Origin of the sequence: Phytobacter sp. RSE-02, assembly GCF_040578655.1 — a bacterium.
GTDB classification, from domain to species: Bacteria; Pseudomonadota; Gammaproteobacteria; order Enterobacterales; family Enterobacteriaceae; genus Phytobacter; species Phytobacter diazotrophicus.
The window spans coordinates 57,480-70,871 of record NZ_JBEULY010000007.1 but is presented as its reverse complement, the minus strand read 5'-3'; the positions used below and the strand labels follow the sequence as shown (position 1 = coordinate 70,871).

Here is a 13,392-nt window from a genome sequence, read left to right as displayed (position 1 = left end):
ATGCAGGTACTGAACTCGTTACGCAGTGCGAAACAACGCCACCCTGACTGCCAGATAGTCAAGCGCAAGGGGCGTTTGTATGTGATTTGCAAATCCAATCCGCGTTTTAAAGCTGTGCAGGGAAGAAAGAAAAAGCGTTAATCGCGCAGGCTCTCAAGGGATTGCAACTGTTTGCCGTCGGCAGTGAAATTTCCGGCGGCAAGCCACTGTCGAAACGCCTTATCCAGGCGTGGCCATTCGCTATCAATAACAGAAAACCAGTCGGTATCCCGATTGTGTCCTTTCTGAACCAGCGCCTGACGAAATCGCCCTTCATACTGAAAGCCCAACCGAAGTGCGGCACGACGGGATGGTTCGTTCAGGCTATTACATTTCCATTCGTAGCGGCGATACCCCAGCGTCTCCAGGGCATATCGCATCAATAGCCACTGCGCTTCCGTAGAGGCACGGGTGCGCATAAGCAGAGGAGAGAAATGTACGCTGCCCACCTCAATGACGCCATTGGCGGCGTCAATACGCATGAGCGAAAGAGTACCGACAGGCGACTGCGTGCGGTTATCGATAACCGTGAAATGAATAGGGTCCTTTAATTCACAGACGCTTGTTACCCATGCGGTGAAGGCATCGGGATCGGTTTCCGGTTCACGCAGCAGCCAGGTCCAGTTTCGGTCATCCCCGGTCAGACGATGGGCGGCAAACAGTGCTGGTGCGTGTTCGACCCTCAGCGGCTCCAGGCGGCAATACTGGCCTTCAAGCGTCACGCGTTCAGGAAAAGGGCGGGGCTGCCAGTCGGGAAGGGCATCACCCACGGGTTGTCCGTATTGATTCAGTTGGCTCATAGTGGCTCCTCTTTGCGATTCACCTAGCGTAGAATTTCACTGGTTCCATAAGAAGTGCCATCAAACTATATTTTCATGGGTCCACAAAGGAGCGACGCGATGAATATTCCCGATGACGCTTTACAGGCACTGCTGCGCCCGGCGTTGGCTGAACGTGCAGGATTAACGCGGCAGCGGGCGCTATATATGGCACTGCGGGATGCTATCCGTAGTGGAACGTTAAAAGCACATTCGTTGCTACCGGGCTCACGCGTGCTGGCAAAAACACTCGCCGTTTCCCGAAATACGGTAAACGCCGCGCTCGAACAACTCGCTATTGAGGGCTTTGTTCAGCGTGAACGGCAGGGAACACGGGTATTAATGTTGGCCAGTGCGCCCACCGTATGTAACACGCCTGCTGTATCCCTCGCACAACGGGTCCGGACCCTGCCCCAAGGGGTGATGCGAAATTCTCCCGCACTTGCCTTCACCCCCGGTCTACCGGCGGTGAACTATTTCCCCACGGCAATCTGGCGAAGGCTGAATGAGCGCGTCTGGCGTGACGAGGGCAGTGCACTGCTGGGGTATGGCGAATCTGGCGGGGAGCGGCGACTGCGCGCGGCTATCGCCCGACATCTCGCGCTGGCCAGAGGCATTCATTGTGAAGTCGAGCAGATTGTGATTACCGAAGGCGCCCAGGATGCGCTGATGTTATGCATTCATCTTCTCTGCGATCCGGGGAACAGTGCCTGGGTAGAAGAGCCGGGCTATAACGGTGCAAAAAGCGCTTTTCTGGCAGCCGGGTTGCAAGTGAAAGGGATCCCGGTGGATGAAGAAGGAATGACGCTGGCGGAGACGATAACGCCGCCGCGCATTATCTATACTTCGCCTTCACATCAATATCCGCTGGGCTATGTGATGAGTGCGGCCCGACGTTTGCAGTTGCTGGAGGCGGCCACGCGGACCGGAAGTTGGATCATCGAAGATGACTATGACAGTGAGTTTCGCTATCACGGCGATCCGGTACCTGCCATGCTGGGAATGATCCCCAATCCATCGGTGGTCTATCTGGGAACATTCAGCAAGACGCTGTTTCCGTCGTTACGTATTGGTTTTATGGTGATGCCGCCTGCGTTGGCGAACGCGGCGGCACCAGTTATTAATAGCCTGTTGCGCGGTGGGCATCGTAGCGAGCAACTGGCTCTGGCGCATTTTATTGAGGATGGCCACTACGCGCGCCATCTGGCGGCGATGCGCCGATTGTACCGTAAACGACAGGCACAACTGCGTGAGGCGTTACAGAACGGTTTTGACCTGGAGCATCGGATATTGGGAGGCGAGGGCGGGCTGCATTTGACGCTTTCAGTACCGGGAATCAATGACCTGAATGTTGTGCGTGAGGCGCGCGGGTTTGGCCTTGCGCCTCATGCATTAAGCCATTTTTATTTACAGCCATCACCGGCATCAAGTGGGCTGGTTCTCGGCTACGGTAATACCTCAGCCAGCCTGTTTCCCGGCGGGGTTCGTACGCTGGCGCGGCTGATTACGCAGTCTCGGGGCGGGTAAGGGTAAATACGTCGTAGAAAGAGAGTTCCCCCTTGCGGGATAACATCTGCTGGAGCTGTGTTTTACGCGCAGTATCGACCGCAGGCGAGGTAAGGATGGCGCTGATAAGCTCTTGCGGCACATAACGCGTGTTGTACCATTCGCCGTTATAGCAGACGCGAAAATCGAGCACATCGATATCTTCGTAGTGATAGCGCGGGTAAACATCGAAGAAAAAGAAGCCGTTCAATAAGACGAATAACACCACAAGCAGCCACACGGAGTCCACCAGGGTTTCTGATTGCAACATAACGGCAAGCGTGGCGAGCCAGGCTATATACATGCCGACAAACAGGCCCGGATGTTTGCGAATAAAGCTGATGCTAAAGCGCGGACGGTTGTCTCGCTTTTCGCGCTGGTTAATGTCGTCGATTGTTTCGCTGAGCAGCCGCTGGATCTCTGTCATCTCACGCCTTCGTCTTTGGGGATATACCGATTAGAGCGTATTTTAAGTTGCCATTTTGTGTGAAAAAAGTAACAGTTTATCGACAAAAAAAGATAACAGTTAAATTGCTTCACCCGGAATGGCTTTGATAACTCGGGCGGGGTTGCCACCGACGACCACATTCGGCGGAACGTCTTTTACCACCACCGCACCGGAGGCGATAACTGCATTATCGCCAATGGTTACGCCTGGATTGATTACCGCACGTCCACCAATCCAAACGTTATTGCCAATGCGAACCGGTTTGCCGTATTCGAGACCGCTATTACGCGCGTTGGCTTCCAGCGGATGTGTTGCCGTATAGATATGTACACCTGGCGCTAACATGCAATTGTCGCCAATATGGATGGGGCAGACATCCAACATGACACAATCAAAATTGGCGTAAAAATCCTTACCCAGGAAAATATTGTAGCCATAATCACAGCGAAAGTTTGGTTCGATATAAGCACCTGAACTTTGGCCGAGTAATGCAGCAAGAATCGCACTGCGTTCCGCTTTTTCGTCAGGGGCCGAATGGTTATAACGATGAAGCAGCGCTCTGGCATGCATGCGGTCAGCTCGCAGCGTATCGTCCGCAGGTCGATACGGTAAGCCGGAAATCATTTTAACTTTTTCTTCGCTCATGAAGATAACGTGCGCCTGCTAATGCCGCTGGATAAAAAATTAAAACCGTAAATAAACGTCGGGAAGACTTAGCGTACGAATTTCCACACAGAAGGAGGGATTTTGTCATACAGTTTATTCATGGTTAGCTCAGCCAGACGATGATCGGCTGCTGAATAAAACACCGTCAGTTCATGGTCAGGCAGTTCGTATTTATTTTTTTCAATAACGCGTTCGAGCGTGTCAATTGTCTGACAACGTCGTAATCGCATCAAATAATCAATTTTGGTTAATGGCTTATCAGACATGATTTTACCTTTACTGGTTGAAATATTTAACAGGAGTGACTAACAGGGTTAGCCTTGCTCACATTGACGAAACAGCGGAACAATCGGTTTCCCGATTTACGCCATTTCTGCAAGTCTTGTGTGTTGATACCGTAGCTACTGAACAACATAAACGTATCATCAAGGTATTCGTCTATCTGCTCAATCAGTTTATTATCTTCATTATACTTAATTTTATAATTAAGTGCGAAGGTTGCTATATGTTCAATCAACTCATTTAACTGCAAATTGATTGCCGAAGTAGGATCGTTAACCCATCCATGATGGCTTTCTTCAAGATTCAGGAGACAATCATGGTACAACGTTTCGCAGAGAAATTTAAGCTGCGCGATATCATGCCTTTTTGGCGAGTATTCGTCCATAACACATCCCCTTCTGAGTCGCTTTTTTTACTCACTGAACACTGCTCCGGGGTGGAAACGTCTGATCTGACCAGCAGCATATGCTGCTTTTCCTCATTGATTTAACTATAAGCCAGTCTTAAAAAGATTTCATTGCGCTATTACGAAAAATTACAATTATCGCGTTTTGCTCTCCGAAAATGGAGAGATCGCGCAGTTTATTATCATGTTTTATGTGAGAATTTCCGACATCGAAATCAAAACTTTCCTTACTCTTCATTAGGTTAGTCAATGGTGCTGGATATTTAAGGTTATTTAAATATTCCAGAATCACTAATTACCAGGAATATTCTTACTTAAACTGATTGTACCAGATAATTAAGAATTTTACCTAAGCATATAAGACGCTCTCCTAATGGAGTATTAATTCTGTGCGCTATTACGACTGCACAAAATAAACGAAGAAACAATACGTACTTTTAATGATCAGAAAAGTGAATATGAAAAAGGCCGCTTTCGCGGCCTTTTTCATTCATGACTATCAGTGTTGCTCAACCTTATGGCTGTGCTCAACGTCGTCACTTCTGCGACTAAAGCGGCGGCGCACCACCACAAAGAACACAGGAACGAAGAATATCGCCAGTACCGTCGCGGTAATCATACCGCCCATTACACCGGTACCTACGGCGTTTTGCGCACCGGAGCCTGCACCCGTACTGATAACCAGTGGCAGAACCCCAAGGATAAACGCCAGCGACGTCATCAGGATTGGACGCAGACGCATACGTACCGCTTCCAGGGTCGCTTCAATAAGCCCTTTGCCCTCTTTATCCATCAGATCTTTGGCGAATTCGACGATAAGTATCGCGTTCTTCGCCGACAAGCCGATGGTTGTCAGCAGGCCCACCTGGAAGTAAACGTCGTTAGTCAGACCGCGTAAGGTTGCGGCCAGCAGCGCACCAACAACCCCGAGCGGGACCACCAGCATAACGGAGAACGGAATTGACCAACTCTCGTACAGGGCTGCCAGACACAGGAACACCACGATCAAGGAAATGGCGTACAGCGCAGGCGCCTGGTTACCTGACAGACGTTCCTGATAAGACATACCTGTCCAGTCATAGCCAATACCCGTCGGCAGTTTACCGGCCAGTTGTTCCATCATCGCCATTGCTTCACCGGTACTTTTACCCGGAGCAGCCTGACCGAGGATTTCCATGGATGGCAAACCGTTATAGCGTTCCAGACGCGGAGAGCCGTACTCCCAGTGCGACGTTGCAAAGGCAGAGAAAGGCACCATCGAGCCGCTTGTCCCACGGACATACCAGTTACCGATATCGCTCGGCAGCATACGGTATTTCGCGTCAGACATAACGTACACTTTCTTCACACGACCACGGTCGATGAAGTCGTTGACGTAGCTACCACCCCATGCCGCGCCAAGCGTGGTATTGATGTCACTTAAGGAGACACCCAACGCCTGTGCTTTTTCCTGGTCAATATTGATTTTGAACTGTGGCGTATCCTCGAGGCCGTTCGGACGCACACCCACCAGCAGATCCGGATGTTGTGCAATCTCACCGAACAACTGGTTACGCGCCTGCATCAGCTTGTCATGCCCCAGGTTCGCCTGGTCAATCAATTGGAAGTCAAAGCCGGTCGCCGTACCCAGTTCAACGATCGCTGGCAGGTTAAAAGCGAAGACCATCGCATCTTTAATTTGCGAGAAGTGCGCACTTGCACGACCTGCAATTGCCGGTACTTTGTTCTTCTCACCCGGACGTTCATCCCAGCCTTTCAGCGACACGAACGCCAGACCGGTGTTCTGACCACGCCCGGAGAAGCCGAAGCCGTTAACGGTAAACACAGAGTTCACGTTATCTTTTTCGTTTTCCAGGTAGTATTTCGACACTTCATCCAGCACTTTCTGCGTACGCTCTTGCGTCGCACCCGCCGGAAGCTGCGCCATGGTCAGGAACACACCCTGGTCTTCATCTGGCAGGAACGAACTTGGCAGACGAACGAACAGGATAGCCATGCCAACCACGATAAGAACGTAGAGCAGCAGGTAACGCCCCGTACTGCGCAGAATGTTACCTACGCTGTCGGTGTAGTGGTGCGTGCTCTTATCAAATACGCGGTTAAACCAGCCAAAGAAGCCTTTCTTGCCTTCACCGTGATCGCCTTTGGCAATCGGTTTAAGCATGGTCGCACAGAGTGCTGGCGTCAGGATTAACGCTACCAGCACAGAGAGCGCCATTGCTGAAACAATGGTGATAGAGAACTGACGGTAAATCGCACCGGTTGAACCACCGAAGAAAGCCATCGGGATAAATACCGCCGACAGAACCATCGCGATACCGACCAGTGCGCCCTGAATCTGGCCCATGGACTTACGCGTGGCTTCTTTTGGCGGCAAGCCCTCTTCGGACATGACACGCTCAACGTTCTCTACGACGACGATGGCGTCATCCACCAGCAAGCCTATCGCCAGCACCATACCAAACATGGTGAGAGTGTTTATCGAGTAACCAAATGCTGACAGTATGGCGAAGGTACCTAACAGAACGACTGGCACCGCGATGGTTGGAATCAGCGTTGCGCGGAAGTTCTGCAGGAACAGGTACATGACCAGGAATACCAGTACGATCGCTTCAACCAGCGTTTTCACCACTTCGTTAATCGAGATCTTAACGAATGGGGTGGTATCGTACGGATAAACCACTTTCAGCCCGTGCGGGAAGAATGGCTCCAGTTTGGCGATAGTGGCGCGCACCGCGTTTGCGGTATCCAGCGCGTTCGCGCCGGTTGCAAGCTTAATACCAAGACCGGATGCGGGTTGACCGTTGTAGCGGGCGATAACGTCGTAGTTTTCGCCGCCCAGCTCAATTCTTGCCACGTCACGCAGACGAACCTGCGAACCATCCTGGTTAACTTTCAGCAGGATCTTACCGAACTCTTCTGTGGAGGTCAGACGTGTTTGCGCGATGATAGAGGCATTCAACTGCTGGCCTTTCACCGGCGGCGTCCCACCTAACTGACCTGCTGCGACCTGGGCGTTCTGCGCTTTAATTGCCGTAATGACATCAACAGGAGTCAACTGGAAGTTATTCAGTTTGTTCGGGTCCATCCAGATACGCATTGCATATTGCGCACCGAACAGTTGTACGTCACCCACACCTTTGGTACGGCTGACCGGGTCTTTCACGGTGGCGCCCACGTAGTCGGCAATATCTTCCTGCGTCATGGAACCATCGGTACTGATCATACCGAGAACCATCAGGAAGCTACTGGACGACTTCTCAACGCTCACACCCTGCTGCTGAACTTCCTGCGGCAGTAATGGCATTGCCAGTTGCAGTTTGTTCTGCACCTGTACCTGGGCGATATCCGCATCGGTACCAGAGTCAAAGGTGATGGTGATCTGTACCGTACCAGAGGAATCACTGGTGGAGGACATATACAGCAGGCCATCGATACCGTTCATGTTCTGTTCGATAACCTGCGTAACGGTATCCTGCACCGTTTTTGCATCAGCACCTGGGTAGGATGCACTGATCTGAATTGCCGGTGGCGCAATTGTTGGATATTGCGCGACAGGCAGCTTCAGGATCGCCAGTCCCCCCGCAAGCATGATGATTATGGCGATCACCCAGGCAAATATGGGGCGATCAATAAAGAAATTTGGCATGTCTTAACGGCTCCTGTTTAAGTTAAGACTTAGACGGCTGTGACTGCGCGCCGGCCTGGGCTTGCTCTTTATTCTCAGCGGTCACTTCCTGTGCTTTTACCTGCGCACCGGGTCTTACTTTTTGAAGGCCTGTCACAATCACGCGATCGCCTGCTTTCAGGCCATCTGTCACCAGCCATTTATCGCCAATGGCCTGAGTCGCGGTGAGTTTACGGATTTCGACTTTATCGCCTTCACCCACGACCATCGCGGTAGCATCACCACGCGGGGTACGGGTCACACCCTGCTGTGGAACCAGCAGTGCATTAGGATTGGTGCCTTCTTCGAGTTTCGCGCGCACGAACAGACCTGGCAGCAGCGTCATATCCGGGTTCGGGAAAATGGCACGCAGGGTGATAGAACCGGTGGTTTGATCAACAGTGACGTCAGAAAACTCCAGTGTACCGCTCTGCGGGTATTTCGTGCCGTCGTTGGTCACCAGCTCGACTTTCGCTTTACCGTTTTCCTGTTTCAGCGTGCCGTTCGCCAGTTCCTGTTTCAGCCGCAGGTAGTCGTTGCTGGACTGTGTAACATCAACGTAGATAGGGTCCAATTGCTGAACGGTTGCCAGCGCGGTTGTCTGCCCGGTCTGCACCAGCGCACCTTCGGTCACGGACGATTTACCAATACGGCCGCTGATCGGAGAGGTGACTTTGGTGTAAGCAAGGTTGATACGCGCGGTTTCAACCGCGGCTTTTGCCGCAACGACAGCCGCATCGGCCTGCTGTGCGTCAGCCTGAGCCGTATCATAATCTTGTTGGCTGATGTACTTGGTACCCAACAATTTCTGATAACGGGCAGCGGTCATGCGTGCGATATTTGCCGCAGCCTGCGCTTTTGCCAGATCGCCTTTCGCGCTTTCATAAGAAGCCTGATAAGTGGCCGGATCAATCTGATAAAGCGAGACACCCGCTTCTACATCACTACCTTCTGTGAAGTTGCGTTTTAAAATAATGCCACTGACCTGAGGACGGACTTCCGCAACGCGAAACGCGCTGGTTCTACCTGGAAGTTCGGTTGTGATCTGCAGAGGTTCTGTTTTTAGCGTGACGACGCCGACTTCTGGCGCCTGACCCGCAGCACCCTGCTGAGCGGGTTTTTCATCACATCCTGTAAGCGCTAAGCTGCCTGAAAGCATCAGAACGACCGCCAGAGGCGTTAACCCTCTGTTTTTGTTCATATGTAAACCTCGAGTGTCCGATTTCAAATTGATCAATGGATCAAATGTCCCAAACCCATTGCTGCGTTTATATTATCGTCATGCTATGGTACAAACATTCATAAATGTATGTAAATCTGACTCCTGTCAATTCACCAACATATGGCACGAAAAACCAAACAGCAGGCACAAGAGACACGCCAGCACATCCTTGATGTGGCCTTGCGTTTGTTCTCCCGGCAGGGCGTATCAGCGACCTCACTGGCAGATATTGCACAGGCAGCGGGGGTGACCCGTGGTGCGATTTACTGGCACTTCAAAAATAAGTCGGATTTATTCAGTGAAATCTGGGCGCTGTCAGAATCCAGCATCAGCGATCTCGAAACTGAGTATCGGGCAAAATTCCCTGACGATCCACTGTCAGTTTTAAGGGAAATTTTGGTCTATATCCTTGAAGCAACCGTAGTCGAAGAGCGTCGCCGACTCATGATGGAAATCATTTTTCACAAGTGTGAGTTTGTTGGCGAAATGACGGTCTTGCAAGAGGCGCAGCGTAATTTGTGCCTGGAGAGTTACGACCGCATCGAGCATACACTTAATGAGTGCATTAAAGCCAAATTGCTTCCTGAGAGCTTACTCACCCGCCGGACGGCAGTACTGATGCGTGCCTATATTTCCGGTGTGATGGAGAATTGGCTTTTCTCGCCCCAATCTTTTGATTTAAAGAAAGAAGCCCGAGACTATGTCGCGATATTACTGGAGATGTGTCAGTTTTGTCCAACGCTGCATAATAAAGCGTCAGGCCTTTCAGCCTGAGTCAGAATGAGCGGAAAAAGCGACTGCTAACATTACGTTACTAGGTTGTAACTTCACGGCGTGATATTCTTCGCGCGTGGCTAGCTTCGGCCATCTTTCCTGTTCACAGATTAATCACGCAAATGATGCTGCAATCCACACGCTCAAAAAGTGCGCTCCCGGTTTTGGCTGCCGCGCTGTTTTTTGTCCTTGCCTTTATTACAGGCAGTGCCTTCGCGGCCCCGACAAACAACGACTTACCCGCTCGCTCCGATGTCCAGAGTCAGCTCGACGCTCTGAATAAGCAAAAAGATCCCACCGCTACGGATAAACTGGTTATTCAGGATTTAACGGAAACCCTCGATGTTCTGGATAAAATTGAACGGGTTAAGCAGGAAACTGTTCTCTTAAAACAGAAAATCACCCAGGCGCCGGACAAACTGCGTCAGGCGACTGATGCTCTCAATGCGCTCAGTGATAAAGATAACGACGATGAAACACGCAAAACGCTGGCAACGCTTTCTCTGCGCCAGCTTGAGTCGCGCGTGGCACAATTACTGGACGACTTACAAACGGCTCAGAACGATTTATCGAATTATAACAGCCAGTTAGTCTCGTTACAGACGCAGCCGGAGCGTGTGCAAAGTTCCATGTACACCGCTTCGCAACAGTTACAGCAAATCCGCAATCGTCTTAATGGCACGGCGGCAGGTGAGGGGGCTCTGCGTCCGACGCAGCAGACACTTTTACTTGCTCAACAGGCATTGCTGAATGCGCAAATCGAACAGTTGCGTAAGAGTCTCGAAGGTAATACTACGTTGCAGGACACGCTGCAGAAACAGCGTGATTACACTACTGCGAACAGCAATCGCCTTGAACATCAACTACAACTGTTGCAGGAAGCCGTCAATAACAAGCGGCTGACGCTGACAGAAAAAACCGCCCAGGAAGCCGTAACGCCGGATGAAACCGCGCGTATCCAGGCGATGCCGTTAGTGAAGCAGGAACTGGACGTTAACCACCAGCTTAGCCAGAAGCTTATTACCGCGACAGAAAACGGTAACTCGCTGGTGCAGCAAAACATCAAAGTGAAAAACTGGCTTGACCGTGCGCTGCAATCTGAGCGCAACGTGAAAGAGCAGATTTCAGTACTTAAAGGCAGCTTGCTGCTGTCGCGTATCCTTTATCAGCAACAACAAACGCTCCCTTCCGCTGATGAGCTTGAAGACATGACCAACCGCATTGCGGACTTGCGTCTGGAGCAGTTTGAAGTCAACCAACAGCGTGATGCCCTTTTCCAGAGCGATGCGTTCGTGGCAAAACTGGAAGAGGGGCATTCGAGTGAGGTTAACGACGAAGTACATGACGCGCTGTTACAAGTCGTGGACATGCGTCGTGAACTGCTCGATCAACTGAATAAGCAGCTTGGTAATCAGTTAATGATGGCGATTAACCTGCAGGTTAATCAGCAGCAACTGATGAGCGTGTCGAAAAGTCTTCAGGAGATCCTGACGCAGCAAATTTTCTGGGTAAACAGCAACAAGCCAATGGACGGGGACTGGGTTAAATCTTTCCCTCAGGCGCTGAAAGACCAGATAAGCAAAATGAAAATCACCGGTAACTGGGAAAAAGCCTGGCCTGCGGTGGCCATTGCTTTCCTCACAGGCCTACCGCTGTTACTGATTGCTGGCTTAATTCGCTGGCGTCTTGGCTGGTTGCGCAGCTATCAGGCGCGTCTTGCAACCCAGGTTGGCCAGTTACGCAATGACAGTCAGTTACATACGCCGAAAGCGATTCTTATCGACCTCATTCGCGCGCTGCCTGTCTGCCTGATCATTCTGGCGATCGGCCTCATTTTACTGACGATGCAGCTCAATATCAGTGAACTGCTATGGGCATTCAGTAAAAAACTGACCGTATTCTGGCTGGTATTTGGCCTGTGCTGGAAGGTGCTGGAAAAAGACGGCGTGGCGGTCAACCACTTCAACATGCCGGAACAACTGACCAGCCACTGGCGTCGGCAGATTGTGCGCATCAGCCTTGCGCTGCTGCCACTCCATTTTTGGTCCGTGGTCTCTGAGCTTTCGCCACTGCACTTGATGGATGATGTGCTTGGACAAACGGTCATTCTGCTTAACTTGCTGGTCATCACCGGGCTGGTATGGCCGATGTTCCGGGAAAGCTGGCGGGATAAAGAGTCTCATAGCATTCGTCTTATCACCATCACCGTTCTGGCGATTGTTCCGATAGCATTGATGGTGCTTACGGCAACCGGGTATTTCTATACAACGCTGCGCCTGGCCGGACGCTGGATTGAAACTGTCTATCTGGTCATCCTCTGGAACCTGCTTTACCAGACTGTGTTGCGTGGCCTGAGCGTTGCAGCGCGCCGTATTGCTTACCGTCGTGCGCTGGCCCGCCGCCAGAACCTGATAAAAGAAGGGGCCGAAGGCGCTGAGCCGCAGGAAGAGCCGGGTATAGCCCTGGAGCAGGTCAACCAGCAGACATTACGTATTACCATGTTGCTGATGATCGCCCTCTTTGGCGTCGTGTTCTGGGCGATTTGGTCGGATTTGATCACCGTTTTCGCTTACCTGGATAGCGTTGTCCTGTGGCACTACAACGGCACGGAAGCGGGGGTCGCCGCCGTAAAAAGCGTGACCATGGGGAGCATGCTGTTTGCCTTAATTGCCACGGTGGTGGCCTGGGCGCTAATTCGTAACTTACCGGGTTTGTTGGAAGTTATCGTCCTTTCGCGCTTGAACATGCGCCAGGGGGCGTCCTATGCCATTACCACCATTCTGAACTATGTCATCATCGCCGTTGGTGCGATGACGGTGTTTGGATCGTTGGGTGTCTCATGGGACAAATTGCAATGGCTGGCGGCAGCTCTCTCGGTTGGTCTGGGTTTTGGTTTACAAGAGATTTTCGGTAACTTTGTCTCCGGCCTGATTATCCTGTTCGAGCGTCCGGTGCGTATTGGCGATACCGTCACCATCGGCACCTTCTCCGGGTCGGTAAGTAAGATCCGTATTCGTGCCACCACGATCACCGATTTTGACCGTAAAGAGGTCATTATTCCCAACAAGGCGTTTGTGACCGAACGTCTGATCAACTGGTCGCTGTCAGACACCATTACCCGCGTGGTCATCCGTCTGGGCGTGGCGTACGGCTCCGATCTGGATAAGGTGAAAGAGGTATTGTTAAAAGCGGCGATGGAGCATCCGAAGGTGATGCACGATCCGGAGCCGTCGGTGTTCTTTACCACCTTTGGCGCGAGTACGCTGGATCATGAACTGCGTCTGTATGTACGTGAACTGCGCGATCGTAGCTATACGGTGGATGAGCTAAACCGCACGATCGACAGACTGTGTCGTGAAAATAACATCAATATCGCCTTTAACCAGTTGGAAGTGCATTTACGCAATGCCAGCGGTGACGAGCATACGGAAGTGAAGCGCGAGCTGAAAGGCGACGATCCGACGCCTGCGCAGAGTTAATTCAGATATCTCTCTTGTCGTAGCCCCGGTAAGCGCTGGCGCCGCC

At 51.5% G+C, this 13,392-nt stretch carries 11 protein-coding genes; 4 read left to right on the top strand and 7 right to left on the bottom strand.

The features are described 5' to 3' along the window. Window positions 1-141: a type B 50S ribosomal protein L36 gene (ykgO, locus tag ABU190_RS15940; RefSeq protein WP_006818844.1), complete on the top strand. Its 141-nt coding sequence runs from the start codon at window positions 1-3 to the stop codon at window positions 139-141. Here ykgO and ABU190_RS15935 read toward each other — a convergent pair. Then, the gene (locus ABU190_RS15935) at window positions 138-839 is read right to left on the bottom strand and encodes a GNAT family protein (protein WP_354691811.1); all 702 of its coding nucleotides are present in this window, start codon (window positions 837-839) and stop codon (window positions 138-140) included. The genes ykgO and ABU190_RS15935 overlap by 4 nt on opposite strands. Window positions 840-938: 99 nt before the next feature. On the opposite strand from ABU190_RS15935, the gene ABU190_RS15930 reads away from it, so the two are divergent. Beyond that, entirely contained in the window at window positions 939-2,384 is a 1,446-nt protein-coding gene (locus ABU190_RS15930; RefSeq protein ID WP_354691810.1) for a PLP-dependent aminotransferase family protein, read from the top strand. On the opposite strand, the gene ABU190_RS15925 is transcribed toward ABU190_RS15930, so the two are convergent. From ABU190_RS15925 to acrA, 6 genes are all read right to left on the bottom strand, one after another. After that, window positions 2,362-2,829 carry a YlaC family protein gene (locus tag ABU190_RS15925; protein ID WP_271850341.1) on the bottom strand — a complete coding sequence of 156 codons (468 nt, stop codon included), beginning with the start codon at window positions 2,827-2,829 and terminating at the stop codon, window positions 2,362-2,364. The genes ABU190_RS15930 and ABU190_RS15925 overlap by 23 nt on opposite strands. Window positions 2,830-2,928: 99 nt before the next feature. Further along, window positions 2,929-3,495, bottom strand: coding sequence for a maltose O-acetyltransferase (gene maa, locus ABU190_RS15920; protein ID WP_354691809.1), 567 nt, complete (start codon window positions 3,493-3,495; stop codon window positions 2,929-2,931). 68 nt (window positions 3,496-3,563) lie between these two features. Then, window positions 3,564-3,782 carry an HHA domain-containing protein gene (locus tag ABU190_RS15915; RefSeq protein ID WP_041852465.1) on the bottom strand — a complete coding sequence of 73 codons (219 nt, stop codon included), beginning with the start codon at window positions 3,780-3,782 and terminating at the stop codon, window positions 3,564-3,566. Between the two features lie 26 nt (window positions 3,783-3,808). Further along, a complete protein-coding gene (tomB, locus tag ABU190_RS15910) occupies window positions 3,809-4,183 on the bottom strand; it encodes an Hha toxicity modulator TomB (RefSeq protein WP_041852464.1) in 375 nt (124 codons plus the stop codon). A gap of 520 nt (window positions 4,184-4,703) precedes the next feature. Beyond that, window positions 4,704-7,853: a multidrug efflux RND transporter permease subunit AcrB gene (gene acrB / locus ABU190_RS15905; protein WP_169039820.1), complete on the bottom strand. Its 3,150-nt coding sequence runs from the start codon at window positions 7,851-7,853 to the stop codon at window positions 4,704-4,706. 22 nt (window positions 7,854-7,875) lie between these two features. Beyond that, complete coding sequence (gene acrA / locus ABU190_RS15900; RefSeq protein WP_041852462.1) at window positions 7,876-9,072, bottom strand: multidrug efflux RND transporter periplasmic adaptor subunit AcrA; 1,197 nt, start codon at window positions 9,070-9,072, stop codon at window positions 7,876-7,878. A gap of 141 nt (window positions 9,073-9,213) precedes the next feature. Between acrA and acrR the strand changes: the two genes are divergently transcribed. Both acrR and mscK read left to right on the top strand, forming a co-directional pair. After that, the gene (gene acrR / locus ABU190_RS15895) at window positions 9,214-9,867 is read left to right on the top strand and encodes a multidrug efflux transporter transcriptional repressor AcrR (protein ID WP_041852461.1); all 654 of its coding nucleotides are present in this window, start codon (window positions 9,214-9,216) and stop codon (window positions 9,865-9,867) included. Window positions 9,868-9,992: 125 nt separating this feature from the next. Further along, on the top strand, window positions 9,993-13,346 hold the full coding sequence (gene mscK / locus ABU190_RS15890) for a mechanosensitive channel MscK (RefSeq protein WP_354691914.1): 3,354 nt from the start codon (window positions 9,993-9,995) through the stop codon (window positions 13,344-13,346). The last annotated feature ends 46 nt before the right edge of the window (window positions 13,347-13,392 follow it).